Origin of the sequence: Tamlana crocina (assembly GCA_040429635.1) — a bacterium.
GTDB lineage: Bacteria > Bacteroidota > Bacteroidia > Flavobacteriales > Flavobacteriaceae > Flavisericum > Flavisericum crocinum.
Window position 1 is genome coordinate 2,184,214 of the sequence record CP158972.1, and the last position, 20,619, is coordinate 2,204,832.

The 20,619-nt window shown below is 39.5% G+C and carries 21 protein-coding genes; 7 read left to right on the plus strand and 14 right to left on the minus strand.

Annotated features, from left to right (window positions below; genetic code table 11):
* The first annotated feature begins 99 nt into the window (after positions 1-99).
* The gene (locus ABI125_09685) at positions 100-1,680 is read left to right on the plus strand and encodes an NAD(P)H-hydrate dehydratase (GenBank protein XCF04994.1); all 1,581 of its coding nucleotides are present in this window, start codon (positions 100-102) and stop codon (positions 1,678-1,680) included.
* Positions 1,681-1,712: 32 nt separating this feature from the next.
* Here ABI125_09685 and ABI125_09690 read toward each other — a convergent pair whose 3' ends face one another.
* The 6 genes from ABI125_09690 to ABI125_09715 form a co-directional block, all read right to left on the minus strand.
* Complete coding sequence (locus ABI125_09690; protein XCF04995.1) at positions 1,713-3,086, minus strand: TlpA disulfide reductase family protein; 1,374 nt, start codon at positions 3,084-3,086, stop codon at positions 1,713-1,715.
* 97 nt (positions 3,087-3,183) lie between these two features.
* Positions 3,184-4,038 carry a substrate-binding domain-containing protein gene (locus ABI125_09695; GenBank protein XCF04996.1) on the minus strand — a complete coding sequence of 285 codons (855 nt, stop codon included), beginning with the start codon at positions 4,036-4,038 and terminating at the stop codon, positions 3,184-3,186.
* Between the two features lie 39 nt (positions 4,039-4,077).
* Entirely contained in the window at positions 4,078-4,953 is an 876-nt protein-coding gene (locus ABI125_09700) for a nucleoside phosphorylase (GenBank protein XCF04997.1), read from the minus strand.
* A complete protein-coding gene (locus tag ABI125_09705) occupies positions 4,943-5,884 on the minus strand; it encodes a DUF1835 domain-containing protein (protein XCF04998.1) in 942 nt (313 codons plus the stop codon). Before ABI125_09705 ends, ABI125_09700 begins: the two co-directional genes overlap by 11 nt.
* 4 nt (positions 5,885-5,888) lie before the next feature.
* Entirely contained in the window at positions 5,889-6,218 is a 330-nt protein-coding gene (locus ABI125_09710) for a translation initiation factor (protein ID XCF04999.1), read from the minus strand.
* Between the two features lie 32 nt (positions 6,219-6,250).
* On the minus strand, positions 6,251-7,204 hold the full coding sequence (locus tag ABI125_09715) for a 2-oxoglutarate and iron-dependent oxygenase domain-containing protein (GenBank protein XCF05000.1): 954 nt from the start codon (positions 7,202-7,204) through the stop codon (positions 6,251-6,253).
* A 138-nt stretch (positions 7,205-7,342) separates the two neighbouring features.
* Between ABI125_09715 and ABI125_09720 the strand changes: the two genes are divergently transcribed.
* The 3 genes from ABI125_09720 (at position 7,343) to ABI125_09730 (ending at position 10,829) form a co-directional block, all read left to right on the plus strand.
* Complete coding sequence (locus tag ABI125_09720; GenBank protein XCF05001.1) at positions 7,343-9,319, plus strand: dehydrogenase E1 component subunit alpha/beta; 1,977 nt, start codon at positions 7,343-7,345, stop codon at positions 9,317-9,319.
* Between the two features lie 148 nt (positions 9,320-9,467).
* A complete protein-coding gene (locus tag ABI125_09725; GenBank protein XCF05002.1) occupies positions 9,468-10,046 on the plus strand; it encodes a YceI family protein in 579 nt (192 codons plus the stop codon).
* A 189-nt stretch (positions 10,047-10,235) separates the two neighbouring features.
* Complete coding sequence (locus tag ABI125_09730; protein ID XCF05003.1) at positions 10,236-10,829, plus strand: acyloxyacyl hydrolase; 594 nt, start codon at positions 10,236-10,238, stop codon at positions 10,827-10,829.
* An 8-nt stretch (positions 10,830-10,837) separates the two neighbouring features.
* Here the strand turns inward: ABI125_09730 and ABI125_09735 are convergent, their stop codons facing one another.
* The 5 genes from ABI125_09735 to ABI125_09755 all read right to left on the minus strand — a co-directional run bounded on the left by ABI125_09735 (position 10,838) and on the right by ABI125_09755 (position 16,177).
* Positions 10,838-12,388 (minus strand): acyl-CoA carboxylase subunit beta, encoded by a 1,551-nt coding sequence (locus ABI125_09735; protein XCF05004.1) that lies wholly within the window; start codon positions 12,386-12,388, stop codon positions 10,838-10,840.
* A gap of 2 nt (positions 12,389-12,390) precedes the next feature.
* A complete protein-coding gene (accC, locus tag ABI125_09740; GenBank protein ID XCF05005.1) occupies positions 12,391-13,833 on the minus strand; it encodes an acetyl-CoA carboxylase biotin carboxylase subunit in 1,443 nt (480 codons plus the stop codon).
* A gap of 5 nt (positions 13,834-13,838) precedes the next feature.
* Positions 13,839-14,327: a biotin/lipoyl-containing protein gene (locus tag ABI125_09745; protein XCF05006.1), complete on the minus strand. Its 489-nt coding sequence runs from the start codon at positions 14,325-14,327 to the stop codon at positions 13,839-13,841.
* A 59-nt stretch (positions 14,328-14,386) separates the two neighbouring features.
* Entirely contained in the window at positions 14,387-14,938 is a 552-nt protein-coding gene (locus tag ABI125_09750) for an NUDIX domain-containing protein (GenBank protein ID XCF05007.1), read from the minus strand.
* Positions 14,939-15,088: 150 nt separating this feature from the next.
* Positions 15,089-16,177 carry a M42 family metallopeptidase gene (locus tag ABI125_09755; GenBank protein ID XCF05008.1) on the minus strand — a complete coding sequence of 363 codons (1,089 nt, stop codon included), beginning with the start codon at positions 16,175-16,177 and terminating at the stop codon, positions 15,089-15,091.
* 103 nt (positions 16,178-16,280) lie between these two features.
* Here ABI125_09755 and ABI125_09760 point away from each other — a divergent pair, with 103 nt between their 5' ends.
* The 3 genes from ABI125_09760 to ABI125_09770 are packed head-to-tail and all read left to right on the plus strand — an operon-like array spanning position 16,281 to position 18,123.
* Positions 16,281-16,961, plus strand: coding sequence for a DUF4294 domain-containing protein (locus ABI125_09760; GenBank protein XCF05009.1), 681 nt, complete (start codon positions 16,281-16,283; stop codon positions 16,959-16,961).
* 3 nt (positions 16,962-16,964) lie between these two features.
* Positions 16,965-17,591 (plus strand): hemolysin III family protein, encoded by a 627-nt coding sequence (locus tag ABI125_09765; GenBank protein ID XCF05010.1) that lies wholly within the window; start codon positions 16,965-16,967, stop codon positions 17,589-17,591.
* Between the two features lie 40 nt (positions 17,592-17,631).
* Positions 17,632-18,123, plus strand: a complete 492-nt coding sequence (locus ABI125_09770; protein XCF05011.1) for a GNAT family N-acetyltransferase — start codon at positions 17,632-17,634, stop codon at positions 18,121-18,123.
* Between the two features lie 242 nt (positions 18,124-18,365).
* Here the strand turns inward: ABI125_09770 and ABI125_09775 are convergent, their stop codons facing one another.
* From ABI125_09775 to ABI125_09785, 3 genes are all read right to left on the minus strand, one after another.
* On the minus strand, positions 18,366-19,619 hold the full coding sequence (locus ABI125_09775; GenBank protein ID XCF05012.1) for a mechanosensitive ion channel domain-containing protein: 1,254 nt from the start codon (positions 19,617-19,619) through the stop codon (positions 18,366-18,368).
* On the minus strand, positions 19,612-19,908 hold the full coding sequence (locus ABI125_09780; GenBank protein ID XCF05013.1) for a DUF3817 domain-containing protein: 297 nt from the start codon (positions 19,906-19,908) through the stop codon (positions 19,612-19,614). Before ABI125_09780 ends, ABI125_09775 begins: the two co-directional genes overlap by 8 nt.
* A gap of 74 nt (positions 19,909-19,982) precedes the next feature.
* Positions 19,983-20,600 (minus strand): VTT domain-containing protein, encoded by a 618-nt coding sequence (locus tag ABI125_09785; GenBank protein XCF05014.1) that lies wholly within the window; start codon positions 20,598-20,600, stop codon positions 19,983-19,985.
* Between the last annotated feature and the right edge of the window lie 19 nt (positions 20,601-20,619).

The window sequence follows — 20,619 nt, forward strand, 5'->3', positions numbered from 1 at the left end:
AAAACACGCTTTTTGCGGTATTCTTATATTGTTTAAAGTTTCATAGAAAAAAAGAGGGAAACCCTCAAAAGAATTAGAAAATCTACAACCGAATTAAAAATGAAAATCTTTTCAAAAGAACAAATTTATAAAGGTGATAAACTAACGGCCGAAAGACAGAACATCTCGTCAACCGATTTAATGGAACGCGCCGGCACCCAAATTTTCAATTGGCTGCATTTGCGCATGCAGGGCGCTCAGGTGCCTATCCATATATTTTGCGGCATTGGCAACAATGGCGGTGACGGACTCGTTATTGCCCGACATTTAATTACCCACGGTTACAATGTAAAAACCTATGTGGTGAATTGCAGTGACAAACGCTCAAAGGATTTTTTGATTAATTACGATCGAATAAAAAACGTAACCAAAGAATGGCCAACATTATTAAAATGCGAAGAGGATTTCCCTGGAATACAGCCCGAAGATATTATTGTTGATGGCGTTTTTGGTATTGGATTGAATCGACCGGTTGATGATTGGGTTAAAGCACTGTTTGTCCATTTTAGAAAAACCAAAGCATTTACTTTATCAATTGATATTCCGTCGGGACTTTTCACCGATAAGCCCGTCGAAGATGAAAACGCCGTGGTTTGGGCTGGGTTCACCTTAAGTTTTGCTTCACCAAAGCTGGTGTTCTTTCTGCCCGAAACGGCCAAATATACCGTGCAATGGGAAGTTTTGGATATTGGTTTGGATCAAGAGTTTTTATTCACCACAGAAACCGAAACCGAATTAATCGGTAAGCACGAGGTATTACCTAATTATATCCCGCGGGATAAATTTGCACATAAAGGGCAGTTTGGCCACGCGTTGATTATTGGCGGAAGCTACGGAAAAATAGGAGCGGTAACTTTGGCAAGTAGGGCTGTACTTTCTGCCGGTGCTGGGTTGGTTTCCGCTTATGTTCCAAAATGTGGGTATTTGCCCTTGCAGACTTCTTTTCCGGAAGCTATGGTAATCACAGACAGTAGTGATGAAACAATAACCAATATTGACTTCAACATTAAACCTACGGTTATCGCTTTTGGTGTTGGAGTAGGACAGGAACAGCAAACCACTAAAGCCTTCGAAGCTTTTTTAAAAACTAACAACGCACCTTTGGTGATTGATGCCGATGGACTTAATATTTTATCAAAACACAAACAGTTATTGAAATTGCTACCAGAATCACCAACTGTTGTTACGCCGCATCCTAAAGAATTGGAGCGACTAATTGGCACATGGACCGATGATTTTGATAAACTTAAAAAAGTAAAAGCCTTATCGAAAAAGCACAACCTGGTTATTGTTGTAAAAGGAGCGCATACTATAACTGTTTTTGATGAAAAACTATATGTGAACAGTACTGGCAATCCAGGTATGGCGACCGCTGGTAGTGGCGACGTACTTACCGGAATTATAACGGGGCTTATTACACAGGGCTACCATCCGTTGGTGGCGAGTATTTTTGGGGTTTATCTCCATGGTAGATCTGCAGATATTGCGGTTGCTGATTTTGGCTATCAAAGTTTAATAGCCAGTCATATTATTGAGTATTTAGGGAAGGCGTTTATAGATTTGTTTGCAAAACCCGAACCAAAACAACAGAGAGAAAGCGAAAATAATACTGAAACATCCAATAAAAAAAGCCGCAATTAAGCGGCTTTTTTAAATCTTATTGTGACCAGACCCTACAATTCTAATTGGCTAAATAGTTCAATTAACGCAGGATCAGAAGGGCGCGGAGCATTCGTATCTACAATATTGCCTTGTGGGTCGATTAAAATAAATCGCGGTATGCCCTGAATGCCATAATCTTTTACGAATGAAGAAGTCCAATCTTTATCAGCAAAAAGCTGTACGCCTTTTAAATCTTTTTCTTCCACCATTATTTTCCATTTGTCAAAATCTGATGCTTTATCAATTGAAATACTGACAAATTCAATGTTTTTATCATGGTATTTCTCTTCGACTTCTTTTAGCGCTGGAATTTGCATGATGCACGGCCCACACCAAGTAGCCCAAACATCAATATAAACGTACTTTCCTTTTAGGTCGTCCAGCGATGTTGTTCCTCCTTCATAATTTTTATAGTTATTAAATTTAGGGGAAGGTTTGCCCACATCAAGTGCCGTAAGTTTTTTATACTTTTCTTCAATTATTTCATTGTTCTTTTTATCTGTAGAATGTTCGGTAAAGAGTTTATAAACTTCATCGGGGTTAGTAGAACGCGACAACCCCATGTTTGCAAAATCAAACAACAATCCGTTTTTTATAGTTTCATTTTCAGCTTTAGCAACCGTTTTTAAATAAGTCAGGTCACTAGCCGAACCATCGGCTTTGGAGATACTGTCCGCCTTGAGTTTGTAGTGATTTGATACCAAAAATTTATAGTGCATGGAAAACTCAAAATCCTCTCCGTTATTATAGTCTAAATTGTCCAATTCATTCAAAAAGTTGTCTGAAACTTTAAAGCTTGGATTTCCGGTGAATTGGCTGTGGGCAGCTTCATAAACACTCAGCAATCTCAAATAAGTGTAGTGGATGTTTCTTTTTTCCTTTTCAGCAAAATTTTCGGGAATGTTTTTGTAATCTTTCAAAAAGGATTCTTGTTCCTTTTTCATGGTGAGCAGTTTAGCTTTGTAATCAGTCTCATTTAAAGTATAAGTGGATTGGGCATTACCAAAAAACTGTTGTTCCTGTTTTCTTTTCTCCGTTAGGTAATTGCTAGCTTCAGAACCGGTCCCTGAAATTTTCAAGGAATTTTCAAAGTCAGCGGCATTATAATCAATGTTCAATTGGTAGCCCGGTTCAACGTGTAAAAATACCGGATTTTTTCCATCGTAAAGGATATAACTGGCTCCGTTTGTGTTTAGGGTGTCCGTAAAGCTACCATCGGCGGAAATATCTAAAGCTTCGGAAAAACTTTGGTCGTAACTGTTAATGGTGAGGTCGTTGGGTAATTTATTGGTGATGTTTCCCGATATAATGGCATATTCCTGTTTTGCCTGTTCTTTACAGCCTATTAAAGCCATGGCGCAGGCCATAAAAACTATTTTGTTCATTCGTCTGTTTTTCAATTTTTGTAAAAATACGTATTGCTCCATTACGCTGTTAATTTTTAACAATAGTTTACAAAGCGAGTAATGGAAATAAATGGGTTTACAGTTTTTTAACCAATTGATTGTAAGCCACTTTTTCTGGAATAATATTGAGCGAAAACAAGTGGTCTTGCACGGTATTTACTGTTTGTTCATCAATAGGTTCTTGAGACCATTCGGTGATACTGAGCCATTCCTGCACGTCTTCCAATTTTTGTCCGTAGCGGTTCGCTATGGTTTTATCAATGCTGGGGATGTGTTTAAAATCGGCAGTAGTGTTGTTTATTATGTCTAAAATGGTTTTTAATTCTTCGGTATGGGAATCTAAAAAGTCTTCGCGAGCGGCAACTACAAAGCAAGGCCAAGGTGTTGGGCATTCGCCTATGCGTTTAAAAACCCCTTTGTCTACAATGGGTTTGGTCATGAATTTTTCCCAAAGAAAATAATCGGCATCGCCATCGGTAAGGCCTTTTACGGCACCATCAAGGTTTTTTATGACCTCAAAGTTTAAATCGTTTTCTAAATCCCAATCATGATACTCTGCATTGATATAAGCCATAAGGTGCGAACCTGAACCATATCGGCTAATAGCAGCTTTGGTGCCCTTTAATTCGTTTATGTTATTGAATGCAGAATGCGCTGCCACATGAATGCCCCAAACCAATGGAGTATCGACAAAAGTTTGAACAATTTTGCTGGGGTTGCCCGCAATGATATCCTTTATGATGCCTTCGGTTAAAATAACAGCCATATCAATCTCACCATCTCTTAAGGCCTTGCACATGGCGCCAGTACCCCCGGGATAATCCTGCCACCTAAGATTGATGCCTTTCTCTTTGTACTCACCATCTTTCAAGGATAAATGCCAGGCCAAATTAAAGTGCTCTGGCACACCACCGATATTAATCTCTTTCACTCCTATAAATTTTTGTAATTAACAAATTGTTCTTTTAATTTATAATTTTTCCGCTATTTTATCAAGGGCAAACGCAATTAAATTGTCTACTACCTTCAATGGGTTTTTACTAAATGTACCCACGGCACGATTGGCAATAATAGCATTTAATGAAATGGCCTCGTGGTCCAATAATTTGGACAAACCATAAATTGCCGAGGTTTCCATTTCTAAATTAGTAATTTTTATGTTTTTATGCTGAAAAGCGTCCATTTTTGAATTTAAGTCGGCGTCTTGAAGTTTTAGACGAAGCGTTCTTCCTTGCGGCCCATAAAATCCACCTGCCGTTGCGGTAAGTCCGGAACTCAAATTAGAGTCTGCAAATACCTGAAACAGTTTTTCACTTCCGGAAATCACCAAAGGTCTGGCCTTATTGACACTCCATTGGGTTTGTTCAATAAAGGCCTGTTCAATATCAGGATGGGAAATAGCATCAATTTGATACGATTGAAGCATGCCGTTAAGATCTAAAGCGTAACGACTAGCCAAAAAAGAATCAACAGAAATGTCTTTTTGAAGTGACCCAGAGGTGCCAATGCGCACAATGTTTAAGCTGTTTAATTCTTTTTTAATTTGTCGGGTGTTAAAATCGATGTTTACTAAAGCATCGAGTTCGTTTAAAACAATATCGATATTATCGGGGCCAATTCCCGTTGAAATCACACTAATGCGCTTGCCGTTAAAAACACCTGTTTGGGTTTTGAATTCGCGTTTTTGGGTTTCAAATTCAATGGTGTCGAAATGGGAGGTAACGCGCTCTACTCGGTCTGGGTCGCCCACAAAAATTACGGTATTGGCAATGTGCTCAGGTTTTAAATTCAAATGATAAATACTCCCATCTGGATTTAAAATAAGTTCGGATTCCTTAATGGGCATTAAAAACGGATTTTATGAGTTTGTTTTTCTGTTTACTGAATAGGAAGTCGATTTTCCTAACGCCACCAAAAACCATTTGATGGTCAATTTCAGTGGAAAAATTATGATGCCCCATCAAAGCCTCGTGACCTTTTCGGCTTAATTCGATGATTCCATCGTTAACGGTGTAGAACACTTCCAATTCATCAATAATCCGTTTCAGTTGAAGGTCGCCATAACCATAAAAGCCTTGGTAATTCAAAGCGTAACCCAATAAATGGTGTTTTGAGGTAATGCTGTATTTTTCAATAATTTCAAGAATATTTCGCTCTAAGGTGTTCAATCCATCAACAGAGTTTGGAAAACGTTTCAAATGCGCCTTTAAACAACTGCTCAAATAATCGAAAGAGGAAGATTTTACAATAAAGGGCTTTAATAAATTATGGTCAATACCGCAGTAAATGCCCCAAATGGTCATAGCCATTTCAATATCTTCTTTGTTTAAAAACACTTTCGATTTATAGTGTTCCAAAAGCTGTTTTGGGGAAAGTTCAGCAAGTCCTTTTAAGCCTTTGCTATCTTCAACGCGCCCACTACAAACCAAGTAGAGTGGAATACTGATTTTTTTCTGTTGAATGAGGCTAATCACAGCCACCATGTTTATATGGCAAAACAAATCGTACTCAAACCAAAGCACTATTTCTGAATATTTTTCGGATTCATTCAGTTTTTTGAGTTCTTTTTTAACGGCTTTTTCATCGATTTCAATATCATAAAAATCATTGAAGAAGGTTTTCCGGATTTCCAAAAAATCCTCAGAATCGATATACTCAATAGTAGGCCCCTCACATAACATTTCTTGCCATGTAAGTATTTCGCCTTCAACCTTTATTTCTTTTAAAAACTCGGTTAAAACACTACCGTTGGTGATATGAAGTGTTCTTTTGTCCATTTGCCTATCCGCCAACTCGTTTTATCTTAAAGCCTTTTTCTTTGAGGATTTCCATGATTTTATCGCGATAATCCCCTTGAATAATAATTTTCTCGTTTTTAAAACTCCCGCCAACGCCCAATTGGGTTTTAATATCTTTCGCCAAAATTTTAAAATCTTCCTGAGCGCCCGTATAGCCTTCAATAATGGTAATGGGCTTGCCCTTACGTTTTTCGTACTTGCAAATCATGGGGTCATCCTGTATCCAAATATTAGGCTCGTTACTGTCTTCTGAAACTGTTTCTTCTTCAACGTGTTCAGGAAAAAGGTTTTTTAGTTGGTCTTTTAAGTCCATGTATTTTTTATGTGTAGCTCTTTAAATATAAGCTATTTTGTTTTTATGAGTCCGAGTTCTATTAATCGTTCGGTTAAAAATTCACCTGCTGTAATATCTGCAAACTGTTTGGGATTTTGGTCATCAACACATTCCTCCAAAACATCAAGTTTCATTTCGCTTATGGGGTGCATAAAAAACGGGATAGAATAACGCGAGGTGCCCCAAAGTTCTTTTGGCGGATTGATTACACGGTGAATGGTCGATTTCAATTTATTATTGGTATGTCGCGATAGCATATCGCCAACATTTATCATCAATTCGTCTGGTTCGGCGATGGCGTCAATCCATTCGCCTTTGTGGTTTTGCACCTGCAATCCGCGACCTTGTGCGCCCATTAAAAGAGTTATTAAATTAATGTCGCCATGGGCGGCTGCACGCACCGCTTCTTTAGGTTCTTGGGTAATGGGCGGGTAGTGAATGGGTCTTAAAATAGAATTGCCATTGTGGATGTAGTTATCAAAATAAGTTTCCTCTAACCCAATGTGTAGTGCTAAAGCACGCAATACATATTTAGCTGTTTTTTCGAGCGTTTTGTAAGCTTCTTTGCCCACTTCATTAAATTTAGGCAGCTCTTCGACAATTACATTTTCAGGGTATTCAGCTTTTAATTTGTCGTTGTCTTCAACGTATTGTCCAAAATGCCAAAACTCCTTTAAATCGCCTTCCTTTTTTCCTTTGGCGCTTTCTTTTCCAAAGGACACATAGCCACGTTGCCCACCAATACCAGGAATTTCATATTTCTGTTTGGTTTCTAAAGGAAGGTTGAAAAAATTCTTTACTTCGGCGTACAGGTTATCCACCAAGGCATCGTCCAAAAAATGACCTTTTAATGCCACAAAACCAATATTTTCATAAGCTTCGCCAATGGCATCAACAAAGTTTTGCTTTTTTGTAGAGTCGCCAGAAATAAAGTCTTTTAAATTGACACTCGGTATTGTATTCATGTAGATTTGAATTTTTTAGTGATTATAACAAATGTACAAAAACATTACAAGATTTCGACCCTAGTTAAAGCCGGTTCATTCAACTCTATTATTCACTTTTTATGGTATATTTGATTTGCTGAATATTTTTAAAAACTCATGAAATACACCATCGAAAACCTTGAAAGGTCTACATTGGTCAACCTCTATAAAAACCTTCTGAAACCCAGAATGGTTGAGGAGAAAATGTTGCTTTTATTACGTCAGGGCAAAATCAGCAAATGGTTTTCGGGCATTGGCCAAGAAGCCATTTCCGTTGGTGTTACCATGGCGATGAAAAACGATGAGTACATACTGCCCATGCACCGAAATCTTGGTGTTTTTACTAGTAGGAATGTACCGTTGTATCGTTTATTTGCGCAATGGCAGGGTAAGGCTTCGGGTTTTACAAAAGGACGAGACCGATCGTTTCATTTTGGCACACAGCAATACAAAATTATTGGGATGATTTCCCATTTAGGGCCACAATTGGGAGTGGCCGATGGTATTGCACTGGCTTCAAAGCTAAAAAACAAAAAACAGGTAACAACCGTTTTTACAGGCGAAGGTGGCACTAGTGAAGGCGATTTCCACGAAGCGCTTAACATCGCATCGGTTTGGCAATTGCCTGTTTTATTCTGTATTGAAAATAATGGTTACGGACTGTCGACCCCAACAAACGAACAATACCGGTGCGAAAATTTGGCCGATCGAGGTGTTGGCTACGGTATGGAATCGCATATTATTGACGGAAACAATATTGTTGAAGTTTACACAACAATTAAAGCAATTGCCGATAGCATTCGGGAAAATCCACGTCCCGTTTTGTTGGAGTTCAAAACTTTTAGAATGCGCGGACACGAAGAGGCCAGTGGCACGAAGTATGTTCCGCAGGCACTTTTGGATACCTGGGTCGAAAAAGACCCGATATCAAATTATGAAGTTTTTCTAAAGGAAAATGAATTTTTATCGGAAGAAGAAATCGATGCCATAAAAGTATCAATTACAGAGGAAATCAATGAGCATTTAGAAGTTTCGTTTGCTGAAAACGAAATTGATTCAAATGAAACTTATGAGTTAAATGATGTTTTTCAAAAATCTGAATATAAGCAGATTAAAAAAAATTCAAGCTTAAAAGAAATCCGGTTTATCGATGCTATTTCCGAAGGGTTGAAGCAAAGCATGCAACGTCATGAAGACTTGATAATTATGGGGCAAGACATTGCTGAATATGGCGGCGTTTTTAAAATAACCGAAGGTTTTGTGGAGCAATTTGGCCGCGATCGGGTAAGGAATACGCCCATTTGTGAATCGGGCATTGTTGAAACGGCCATGGGGCTTTCGATTGCAGGAATGAAAAGTGTTGTTGAAATGCAATTCGCCGATTTTGTGAGTTCGGGATTCAATCCTATCGTTAATTATTTAGCGAAAAGTCATTACCGTTGGGGGCAACATGCCGATGTGGTGATTAGGATGCCTTGCGGTGGCGGGGTAGGTGCTGGGCCATTCCATTCGCAAACCAACGAAGCTTGGTTCACAAAAACACCGGGGCTCAAAGTGGTTTATCCAGCTTTTCCATATGATGCCAAAGGACTTTTGGCTACGGCGATTAATGACCCCAACCCTGTACTGTTTTTTGAGCATAAAGGCTTGTACCGAAGCATTCGGAAAAACGTGCCCACTGATTATTACACGTTACCTTTTGGGAAGGCGTCAATATTAAAAGAAGGACGAGATATTACTGTTATAGCTTACGGTGCTGCCGTACATTGGGCTTTGGAAACTTTGGAGAAACATTCTGAAATCTTTGCCGAGCTTATTGATTTAAGAACGCTTCAACCATTGGATACCGAAACCATTTTCAATTCCGTAAAAAAAACAGGCAAATGCATCATTTTACAAGAAGACTCTCTTTTTGGTGGCATTGCCAGTGATATTTCGGCATTGATTATGGAACATTGTTTTGAATATTTGGACGCCCCCGTAAAACGAGTGGCCAGTTTAGATACGCCCATTCCTTTTGCCAATAAATTGGAAGAACAATATTTTTCAAAAGGTAAATTTGAATCGGCTTTATTGGATTTGTTGGCCTACTAAATCCTCCGAGTTGCGTTTCGGCCAAACAACCTTCACTATAAATGAAATGTTAATCTAGATTAACATCATTTGTTAAACTACTTCATTTTACATGTTCGTTTTCTTTCTGAAATTTGCATTGTAATTAATTATTAAAAAATATTTCAGAATGAAAAATACATTAAAAACATTAGTATTAGTGGCCGTAGCGGCGTTTACAGCATTTTCTTTTACAGGAATTGATGTTGAAAAAAAGGAAGTGAAAATTTCAGAAAGTAAAGTGGTTTGGAAAGGTTACAAAGTAACTGGTTCGCACGAAGGAACGATCGATGTTAAATCCGGAACTTTGTCTTTTGACGGAGACAAATTAGTGGGCGGGGAGTTCGTAATCGACATGAATACCATCAACACTACCGATTTGGAAGGTGAGTACAAAGGAAAATTGGATGGACACTTAAAAGCCGATGACTTTTTTGGTGTGGCAAATCACCCAACAGCTAGTTTGGTATTCAAAAACGTAAAAGCCTCAGGTAAAAACGCTTACGACGTAGCGGCCGATTTAACCATAAAAGACATTACGCACCCTATCAATTTTACCATTTCCATCTACGGAAACAAAGCAACTGCTTCAGTGAAAGTTGACAGAACCAAGTACGATATCCGTTACGGTTCGTCTAGTTTTTTCGATGGGTTAAAAGATAAAGCCATTTACGATGAGTTCGATTTGGTAGCCGATTTACAATTCTAAAAAGGAATTCAAAAATATTTGAAAAAGAAAAATTAAGATTGATAGCAAGAAGCATCTGTAATGGGTGCTTCTTTTGTTTTTTAGAATGCTATATTTGCAAAATTATTCTAAACCGTTTACAAAGAATTAATGAACGTTGCCCCGAAAAAAATCCCGATTAAGTATTTATTTCTATTAATATGTTTAGGCATGTTGCCGTTTTCAAGTACCGCACAATTAAAAAAAGAAAACATCAAAATTGGGTTTGCTTCAGGTACGGGTTCACAAAACCGATATCCCTTCAATCTTAGCGATTATTCGCATGAAGTGATTTTTTACAAAGCCATATTAAACTATACTTTAAAAGAAAAACGTAAATGGGCGTTTGAATTTCAGGTTGAACCGAGCTACAATGTAGCCGAACACCAAATGCTAAACCAGTGGTTTGTTAAACCGGGTGATTACGAGAATTGGGAAGAAAAAAGGGACTTATTTCTGCAAAAAAGAACCGTAAAAGAATATGTGCTGAACCTCGGATTTGTAGTTCGATATAAATTAATTGGAGATTTGAGCACCTTCGCCATAGGAGGTGTAGGCCCTATGATTTCAGATAAAGCTACAGAGCGTTTGGCAAAAGGCTATGCCTTTTCCGATGTGTTTGGGCTTGGCCTGTCCTATCAAATAAACCGTTGGCAGGTTGGGTTTCAGTATTCGGTACGGCATACTTCCAATCTTGAGATGAAATATCCGAACAGTGGCCATAACACCACCAATACAGAGCTTTCTATTTTATACCAACTGTAATTTTTTGTTTAAAGCGGAATATTACCATGTTTTCTATTGGGGTGTTCCACCTTTTTGTTTTCCAATGAGGCAAAAGCTTTAATCAATTTTCGTCGGGTATCTTTAGGAAGAATCACCTCGTCAATAAAACCACGTTGTGCTGCTCGGTACGGATTGGCAAATGTTTCGGCGTATTCGGCTTCTTTTTCGGCTAGTTTTTCCTCTGGATTGTCAGATTTAGAGATCTCCTTTCTAAAAATAATTTCACTCGCACCTTTGGCACCCATTACGGCAATTTCAGCGTCTGGCCAAGCAAAGTTATAATCAGCGCCAATGTGTTTGGAATTCATCACATCGTAGGCGCCACCGTAGGCTTTACGAGTGATTACCGTTACACGGGGTACAGTGGCCTCGCTTAGTGCATACAAAAGTTTTGCCCCATGGATGATGATACCATTCCATTCTTGGTCGGTGCCCGGTAAAAAGCCTGGCACATCTACCAATACCAAAAGCGGAATATTGAAGCAATCACAAAACCGTGTAAACCTTGCCGCTTTCCGCGAACTATTAACGCCTAAAACACCTGCAAATGCCATGGGCTGATTGGCGATAATACCAATACTTTGTCCGCCCAAACGGGCAAAGCCTACAATTATGCTTCCGGCGTAATCTTTATGGATTTCATAAAAGGAATCTTTGTCAATAACTCCTGAAATCACGGCATGCATATCATAAGGTTTATTTGGGTTTTCGGGAACGATGTCCGAGAGTACTTCTCTAATTTCATCCTGTAATTCAATGGTTTGAGGTTTGGGTTTTTCGGTATTGTTTTGAGGTAGGTAACTGAGCAATTTTTTCACGTCATTCAAACATTCTACATCATTAGCCGAGGTTTTATGTGCCACGCCCGATTTTGTGGCGTGCGTTGATGCGCCGCCCAGTTCTTCGCTAGTAACCTCTTCATTCGTTACCGTTTTCACCACATTGGGTCCCGTAACGAACATATAACTTGTATTTTCAACCATCAAAGTAAAATCGGTCATGGCAGGGGAGTACACGGCGCCTCCAGCACAAGGCCCCATGATTGCCGAAATTTGAGGGATTACACCCGAAGCCTGCACATTCCGATAAAAAATATCAGCATATCCACCTAGCGACCGAACTCCCTCCTGAATACGTGCCCCACCTGAATCGTTTAAACCAATAATGGGCGCTCCGACTTTTACGGCCAAATCCATGATTTTACAGATTTTCTCGGCATGGGTTTCGGAAAGTGAACCACCAAAAACGGTAAAATCTTGGGCGTAAACATACACCAATCTGCCATCGATAGTGCCATAACCCGTTACGACACCATCGCCATAATACACTTGGTCTTGCATATCAAAATCAGTGGTTCGGTGGGTAACCAATGCTCCGATTTCTTCAAACGAACTTTCATCGAGCAAATAGGTAATGCGCTCACGAGCCGTTAATTTTTTATTGGCGTGCTGCTTATCGATGCGTTTTTGTCCTCCGCCTAATTTGGCTAGAGCCAAACGTTTATTCAGTTCGTCTATTTTATCTTGTTTGGATTGCATAATTAGTGATTTGGTAAACGTAATAGGTTTTGTTCTTTCAGGTACTGCTTCACAGCGATCAATGCAGCGATTTGGGCTTCGGCTTCCTGCCTTTGTTTTATTGTTTCGGGGGAATAATGCTGTTTCACAAAATGCGTATCGAAATTTCCGCTGCGGAAGGCTTCATGTTCACACACATATTTCCCGAATGGAAGCGTGGTTTCAACACCTTCGATTTGATAATTATCAATCGCTTCAACCATCAATTGAATGGCTTCCTCTCGGGTTTTACCGTATGTTATTAATTTAGAAAGCATGGGGTCGTAATAAATGGGCACGTCCATACCTTCTTCAAACCCATTATCAACTCGAATACCTTTACCCGTTGGGGTTTTATAAGTGCTCAATCTACCTACGCTGGGTAGAAAATCATTGATTGGATCTTCGGCATACACCCGCAATTCTAGCGCGTGACCATTAATTTTTAAATCGTTTTGTTGTATTTGAAGAGCTTCACCTCGAGCTATTTTAATTTGTTGCTCCACCAAATCTACACCTGTAATCAGTTCGGTGACCGGATGCTCCACTTGCAAACGGGTATTCATTTCCAAAAAGTAGAAATTGTGGTCGGCGTCCAATAAAAATTCCACCGTTCCGGCTCCCAAATAATCACAGGATTTAGCCACTTTAATGGCCGCTTCGCCCATTTTATTTCGTAATTCAGGCGTTAAAATAGAGGAGGGCGCTTCTTCAACCACTTTTTGGTGTCGGCGTTGAATGCTGCATTCGCGTTCAAAAAAGTGTAGGTAATTGCCATGGCTATCGGCCAATACTTGAATTTCGATATGTCGAGGCGAACTCACATATTTTTCAATAAACACGGAACCATCGCCAAAAGCCGATTCAGCTTCGCTGATGGCCCGTTTCATTTGCGATTCCAAATCACTTTCCTTTTCAACAATACGCATGCCTTTACCGCCGCCACCTGCCGAAGCTTTTATCAAAATTGGGAAGCCTATTTGGTTGGCAATGGATTTGGCTTTTTCAACATCGGCAATGGCTTCATCAATGCCAGGAACCATAGGGATATCGTATTGTTTTACGGCTTCTTTGGCCGCCAATTTGCTTCCCATAATTTTTATGGCCTTGGAACGTGGACCGATAAAAACGATATGGTTGGCTTCGCAAAGTTCCGCGAAAGTGGCATTCTCACTTAAGAAACCATAGCCTGGGTGGATGGCATCAACATTTAATTTTTTGGCCACTTGAATAATTTTATCACCTAGTAAATACGATTCACTTGAAGGGGCTTCGCCAATGCAAACGGCCTCATCGGCGAATTTTACATGTGGTGCATTTCTATCGGCCACAGAATAAACAGCCACCGTTTTTATGCCCATCTTTTGTGCGGTTTTCATCACCCGTAAAGCGATTTCACCGCGATTGGCTACAAGTATCTTTTTCATAGATTTTATGCTTCAAACTCAATGAGTAACTGATTTTTATCAACGGCATTACCCGGTTTTATGGCGATGGATTTAATAACACCATCTCTTGGCGATACCATACTGTTCTCCATTTTCATGGCTTCCAATATCAATAGCGGGTCGTTTTCCTTAACCGTTTGGCCCACTTCAACCTGTATTTCTAAAATAAGTCCGGGCATGGGTGCTTTAATGACATCGACTAGTTTTGAAGCGCGAGCCGTAAACCCCATCTCTTTTATCATCACATCCAATTCGTCGCTGATTTGAACATCATAATTATTGTTATTGACGCTGATTTTATAGGACTTTCCGTTAAAGTTGGAAGAAATTATTTTAGCCTCGTAAGGTTTATTTTGATAGAGGATGTGATAGCCCGTTTTTGAAGTCTCAAGGGCATCTAAATTTGAAACATCGCTTTCCGATATATCAAAATGAAAAGCCGAATTTACCGTAGCCTTAAAGTGTTTACTCATAGTTTGCATGTTGGTATGAGTAAATATAAGGATTTAAAGCGTAGATTCAATACACCCTTTTAAAGTGCTTCTTTTATTTGATTTAGCACCAATTGGTAGTAACTTTTGTTTGAAGGCACAAAATGATTGTTGTCTTCGGAAATGGTATCTATCAAAGATTGAAGTTCATCAATTGTCACCAATTTAAGAGCATCAACTTCGCCGACTTGCGGAATTAATTTTGAAAGAGGCACCTTTAATTCAGCTATAAAAGTATTGTGGAATTCATTGTCCTGAATGCCACTTTCATAGGATTGAAAACACTCAAAGACGCCAATATTTTTTAAATCGGATGCAGATATATCCAAACCTATTTCCTCTTTGGTTTCTCGAATAGCGGCTTGCTTTGGGGTTTCGCCGGCATCAATATGTCCAGCCACCGAAACATCCCACATCAACGGGCAAATCAATTTTTGGGCAGAACGTTGCGACAACAGGATTTCTCCCGCTTCGGTGTACAACCAAATATGAGCCGTGTGGTGGTAATAGCCTTTTTGATGAATCACCGATTTTAATTCGGAACGCCCCAAAAGGTTGCCTTGTTTGTCTGCAATGTCGATGTATTCGTCCATAGTTGAATGGAGAGATTGTCAAAAAAAGGATGTCATTTTGAGCAAAGTTGAGAATCGCGAAACGTATAAATTATTCAGCTTCAATGTTATGAGATTTCTCGACTCCGCTCGAAATGACAAAAATATTTTTTTTAAACCTCCTTAAAAATATTACTCAAAATAGCTAAACGTATCGCCAGCTTTTATTTGAAGTAGTGTTTCGTAAATCAGTTTAATAACGTTTTCAACATCATCTTTGTGTACCATTTCTACCGTGGTGTGCATGTAGCGTAATGGCAACGAAATTAATGCCGAAGCCACGCCGCCGTTACTGTATGCAAACGCATCGGTATCGGTTCCGGTAGCCCTCGACAGTGCCGAACGCTGGAACGGAATCTTTTTCTTTTCGGCCGTATCGGTAATCAAATCACGTAATTTTTGCTGAACGGCAGGTGCGTACGCCACTACAGGGCCTTTGCCCATTTCCAATAGGCCCTCTTTTTTCTGCTCAATCATTGGGGTAGTGGTATCGTGGGTAACATCGGTAACAATGGCCACGTTTGGCTTAATGGTTTGGGTGATCATTTCGGCACCACGCAAACCAATTTCTTCCTGTACCGCATTGGTAATGTAAAGCCCAAACGGCAACTCTTTTTTGTTCTCTTTCAATAAACGGGCCACCTCGGCAATCATAAATCCGCCCATTCGGTTATCAATGGCACGGCATACCAATTTATCGTCATTCAAAATATGGAACTCGTCTGGATAAGTAATCACGCAGCCCACATGTACGCCCAATTTTTCAACCTCTTCTTTATTGGCACAACCGCAATCGATAAAAATATTATCGGGTTTTGGTGCCTCTTCTTTCGATTTATCGCGTGTGTGAATAGCCGGCCATCCAAAAACACCTTTTACAATACCGTTTTTAGTGTGGATGTTCACTACTTTACTCGGAGCAATTTGGTGGTCGCTACCACCGTTTCTAATGACGTAAATGAGTCCATTGTCCGAGATATAATTCACATACCACGAAATCTCATCGGCATGCCCTTCAATCACCACTTTGTAGTTAGCCTCGGGGTTTATCACGCCCACAGCGGTTCCGTAAGTATCTGTAATAAAATCATCTACGTAGGGTTTCAGGTAATCCATCCACAGTTTTTGCCCCGTCCATTCGTATCCGGTAGGAGAGGCATTATTTAAATATTTTTCCAAAAAATCCATCGACTTTTTGTTCAGTATGCTCTTCTTCGCCATATATTAAAGTTTTGCACTAAAATAGTAATATCCAAAGAAAAAAAATGTTTTACACTCTGTAAATTCTTAATTTTGGCATACTAAATGCTCCAATGTTTTACAGATGAATTATTTAAGATTTTTATTTCTACTCATTCCCACGGTGTTGGTAGCTCAGGTAAATGAATTTGAAACCGATTCGACGGATGTGGACTACCTGATTATTGAAGGCGATTCGGTGCCCAGAACAGCGATTGACCTAGATGAAGTGATGCTATTGCACAAGCTGAAATTTGATAGCAGGGAAGACCGCATCCGGTATTTGATTTTACGCCGAAAAACCATAAAAGTTTACCCGTATGCCAAATTGGCTGCTGAACGATTGGACTCGATGAACCAACGGATGGCGCAATTGAAACGCAATCGTGATAAAAAACGATATACCCGAATAGTCCAAAAATACATTGAAGGGGAGTTTTCTGAAGAACTGAAAAAAATGACCCGTACCGAAGGACAGATTCTCGTTAAATTGATTCACCGCCAAACGGGAACCACCGCATTCGATTTGGTGAAGGAACTCCGAAGCGGTTGGCGCGCCTTTTGGTACAACACCACCGCAAGCATGTTCGATATTTCATTAAAACGTGAGTTCGACCCCATGAATGTTAAGGAAGATTATTTGATAGAGGATATTTTGCAAAGGAACTTCCAGAGTGGCCGATTGGAAAAACAAACCCCGGCTTTGAAATTCGATTTTTACGAACTGTCGAACAAATGGGTGTTTTCAGATGACAAAAAACAGTAGTAAATGCGCAGACAAACGCCCTTAGAAGAAAAACTCAATGCCGTATCGCATGCCATTGGTGCTTTGTTTGGCATTGTGGCGTTGGTGTTGTTGATTTTATTCGATACACACAAAACGTCTTATAGTCTGTTGAGCGCTATTATTTACGGCAGCTCGATTATTGTGCTTTTTACTGCCTCAACCTTTTATCATGCCACAAAAAGTGAAAGCCGTAAACATTTTTTTAGAATCCTGGACCACATCAGTATTTATTTCTTGATTGCCGGCACATACACGCCTGTTTTACTCATTTCGTTGTTGGACAGCAAAGGGTGGACGCTGTTTTATACCGTTTGGGGCATTGCCTTTTTCGGGATTATTTTGAAGTTGTTTTTTACCGGGAAATTTGAAGTCTTTTCCACACTGTTGTATTTGGTAATGGGTTGGCTGATTGTTTTCGATTTTAGTCAGCTATCGGAAGTGATGCACAGTAATGGCATTTTGTTACTATTCGCTGGTGGAATGGCCTATACTTTGGGCATTGTTTTTTACGTGGTGGAGCGCATTCCGTTTAACCATGTTATCTGGCATTTGTTTGTTTTGGCAGGTGCCATTTGCCATTTTTTTATGGTTTATTTTTATGTGATTTGATAAATTCACGTGAAAACGGGAATCTCTTAATCAATTAATTATGATTGAAATAACCCCTGCAAAATCCAATGAACACTATCAAACCATCGAAACGATGGCCAACGCGATTTGGAATGAACATTATATTCCCATCATAGGAAAAGCCCAAGTGGATTATATGTTGGATAAATTTCAGTCGGTAGCTGCCATTGAATACCAAATCGCCAACGGATTTGAATATTTTCTACTGAAATACGTCAGTGAAGCGGTTGGCTATCTCGCCATAAAACCTGAAGAAACAGCCTTATTTTTAAGCAAGATTTATGTTTTGAGCCATTATCGCGGAAAAAAGATAGGCAAGGCAGCGATTGATTTTGTGGAAGAGCAAGCAAAAACCAAAAGTAAAAACAGTATCCGATTGACCGTAAATAACAACAATACCCAATCTATTGAGGCTTATAAAAAGTTAGGATTCAAGGTTACTAACCCAATTGTTATTGATATTGGAAATGGCTTCATTATGGATGATTTTGAAATGGTGAAGATGCTTTGATTGCTTTGAAGATTCTCGCAGAGGCGCAAAGGCGCGAAGTTTTTTTTTATCCGCCACTTCAGCTGCGCTCAATAGAACTACCGAAAACCACATTTTTGCTGCAAATTTTCTTGTTTTCGATATAAATTTCACTCATTTCAAACCGTGAAATTCACTCAAACTGACGAAAATCCATTATCCCTTGTTCACTTTATTTTAGATTTTTCTTGGCGTCTTAGCGCCTCTGCGAGAGTATATTTTTATCAAGCGTGATGAGCCTTAAACACCGAATTACTCGGCAGTTCAAAAATTTCCAAACCGAAGTAGGGGAGTGAAGCTATCAAATGGTCGAAAATATCAGACATGATGTATTCGTAGTTTTCCCAGCGTTTGTCGCTACTAAAGGCATAAATTTCCAAAGGAATACCCTGTGTGGTGGGTGCCAATTGTCGGGCCATAATCATCATGTCTTTGTTGATGGCCGAATGCTGTTTTAAATACGAATCGATGTATTTTCTAAACACGCCCAAGTTGGTCAGATTTCTACCGTTGACCAATATGTCTTTGTTGATGTTCCGTTCGGTGTTGTACGATTTGATATCCGCTTGACGGGTTTCCAAATAGCTGGATATCAACTGTATGTCTTTTAACTCTTCAACGTCTTCTTCCGAAAGGTATTTTACTCCATCCTGTTTGATGTAAAGCGCCCGTTTTATACGTCGGCCATCCGATGTGGTCATACCGCGCCAGTTTTTAAACGAATCGGAAATCAGCGCATAAGTGGGAATAGTGGTGATGGTTTTATCGAAATTTTGGACTTTTACCGTCGCCAGAGTAATTTCGGTAACATCTCCATCGGCACCATATTTTTCAAAGGTAATCCAGTCGCCAATGCGTACCATATCGTTAATCGAGACTTGAATACTAGCCACAAAACCCAAAATGGTATCCTTAAACACCAAAATAATTACGGCCGAAGCGGCACCCAATCCGGTGATGAATTTTATAAAATCGGTTTCGGTGATAATCGCCAAACAAGAAAAAATGCCAATCACCCAAGCAAAAATCATAAATACCTGAATGTAGCTGGCAATGGGCTTGTCCTTAAACTGTTTTAGTGTTTTTAAATAGTCTTTTACGGTATTGAGCAAGCTACGTACAATCCATAGCATCAAAATAATGCCAAATACCTTTAAACCTTTTTCGGCAATCTCTTCATAAAACTGAAAATCGGCCAATACAATGGGTACAAATTCCAAAGCAATCAATAGCGGAACGATGTGTGCAATATTCCTCGGCGCTTTATTGGCTACCAACAGATCATCAAAATTGGTCTTTGATTTTGAAGCAAATTGCGAGAACACCCCAATAAGCAGCTTTCGGGTAATAAAATCGACTATAAAAATTAAAATGAGCAGTGCCAATAACAACAGCAGCATATTTAAATATTTTGCTGCGACTTCCGTAGTGCCCAGTTCCATTAAATAGTCGTACAGCCAGTGCTTTAAACTATCCATTACGGGCAGGTTTTAAGAATTTCTTTTCCACATAAAAGGTTCCGAAAGGAATTATGGAAGCCACCAAAACGACCAGAAATGTGCGGTTGTTCCATTTATAGTCGTTCTTCAGCATAAACGCCATGGCCACATAGGCAATAAATAAAATACCGTGTGGCATCCCCAGCATTTTTACGTATTGCGGGTCGTTGGCCATATATTTTATAGGGGTGGCGATAAATAGTAAAAGGATATACGAAACACCTTCCAGCAGTGCTACAATTCGGAAAATATTTTTAAATGAAAGCATGTTGATTTGTTTTGTGCAAAAGTAGAACACAACACCCAAATAGCGATACGATTTAAGACTTTTTTAGGCTATGACTAAACCACGTTGAAAATAAGGATGCCGTAAATAACGAAGCGCAACAACCTTAACGAACCGTAAAGCATTACGCTACGGAACGGAAATTTGATGATGCCCGCCGCAATACAGGAAATGGAAAAGGGTAGTGGCAATAGGGCACCAACAACGATTAAAAAACCACCCCATTTTTTGGAGTTTTTTAGCTGTTTTTCCATTTTTTGCTCCAAATAATTGTGAACCGATGGAATTTTGGTCATGGTGTGTCCCATCCAATAGGACAATAAACCTCCGCTATAAGATAATAATGCCAACAGACTTAAATACAGCCAAGGCGCGTACATTTTTCCGGCCCAAGCAATAAAAATTTCTGGCGGAACAAGCCCCAAAAGCGTTTCGGAAACAAAAAAGAAACTGAGTACGCCATAAGCTGGCAATATTTCGGTGAGCCTGGTTAATGCTGCATTAATATCAAAAAAATGATTGATTACATAAAGCGCAACTACAATACCAATAATGTACGGCAAAGCCTTTTTAACGGCTTGCCAAACAAACGTATAAAACCCCGTATAGCTGTAATACTGGTGCAGTAACTGCCAACGCGATTTTTCAGATTTGTTTTTTGATTTCGGTTTCATGTCCAATCCAAGATTTTTG

Bases quoted from the DNA above. Each gene is read 5' to 3' on its own strand.
- ABI125_09780 (XCF05013.1), bottom strand. From the start codon at position 19,908: ATGCTTTCATTTAAAAATATTTTCCGAATTGTAGCACTGCTGGAAGGT.
- ABI125_09750 (XCF05007.1), bottom strand. From the start codon at position 14,938: ATGGACGAATACATCGACATTGCAGACAAACAAGGCAACCTTTTGGGG.
- ABI125_09720 (XCF05001.1), top strand. From the start codon at position 7,343: ATGAAATACACCATCGAAAACCTTGAAAGGTCTACATTGGTCAACCTC.
- ABI125_09760 (XCF05009.1), top strand. From the start codon at position 16,281: ATGAATTATTTAAGATTTTTATTTCTACTCATTCCCACGGTGTTGGTA.
- ABI125_09775 (XCF05012.1), bottom strand. From the start codon at position 19,619: ATGGATAGTTTAAAGCACTGGCTGTACGACTATTTAATGGAACTGGGC.
- ABI125_09785 (XCF05014.1), bottom strand. From the start codon at position 20,600: ATGAAACCGAAATCAAAAAACAAATCTGAAAAATCGCGTTGGCAGTTA.
- ABI125_09745 (XCF05006.1), bottom strand. From the start codon at position 14,327: ATGAGTAAACACTTTAAGGCTACGGTAAATTCGGCTTTTCATTTTGAT.
- ABI125_09685 (XCF04994.1), top strand. From the start codon at position 100: ATGAAAATCTTTTCAAAAGAACAAATTTATAAAGGTGATAAACTAACG.
- ABI125_09725 (XCF05002.1), top strand. From the start codon at position 9,468: ATGAAAAATACATTAAAAACATTAGTATTAGTGGCCGTAGCGGCGTTT.
- ABI125_09735 (XCF05004.1), bottom strand. From the start codon at position 12,388: ATGCAATCCAAACAAGATAAAATAGACGAACTGAATAAACGTTTGGCT.
- ABI125_09710 (XCF04999.1), bottom strand. From the start codon at position 6,218: ATGGACTTAAAAGACCAACTAAAAAACCTTTTTCCTGAACACGTTGAA.
- ABI125_09690 (XCF04995.1), bottom strand. From the start codon at position 3,086: ATGAACAAAATAGTTTTTATGGCCTGCGCCATGGCTTTAATAGGCTGT.
- ABI125_09755 (XCF05008.1), bottom strand. From the start codon at position 16,177: ATGGCGAAGAAGAGCATACTGAACAAAAAGTCGATGGATTTTTTGGAA.
- ABI125_09715 (XCF05000.1), bottom strand. From the start codon at position 7,204: ATGAATACAATACCGAGTGTCAATTTAAAAGACTTTATTTCTGGCGAC.
- ABI125_09705 (XCF04998.1), bottom strand. From the start codon at position 5,884: ATGGACAAAAGAACACTTCATATCACCAACGGTAGTGTTTTAACCGAG.
- ABI125_09770 (XCF05011.1), top strand. From the start codon at position 17,632: ATGATTGAAATAACCCCTGCAAAATCCAATGAACACTATCAAACCATC.
- ABI125_09765 (XCF05010.1), top strand. From the start codon at position 16,965: ATGCGCAGACAAACGCCCTTAGAAGAAAAACTCAATGCCGTATCGCAT.
- ABI125_09700 (XCF04997.1), bottom strand. From the start codon at position 4,953: ATGCCCATTAAGGAATCCGAACTTATTTTAAATCCAGATGGGAGTATT.
- ABI125_09730 (XCF05003.1), top strand. From the start codon at position 10,236: ATGTTGCCGTTTTCAAGTACCGCACAATTAAAAAAAGAAAACATCAAA.
- accC (XCF05005.1), bottom strand. From the start codon at position 13,833: ATGAAAAAGATACTTGTAGCCAATCGCGGTGAAATCGCTTTACGGGTG.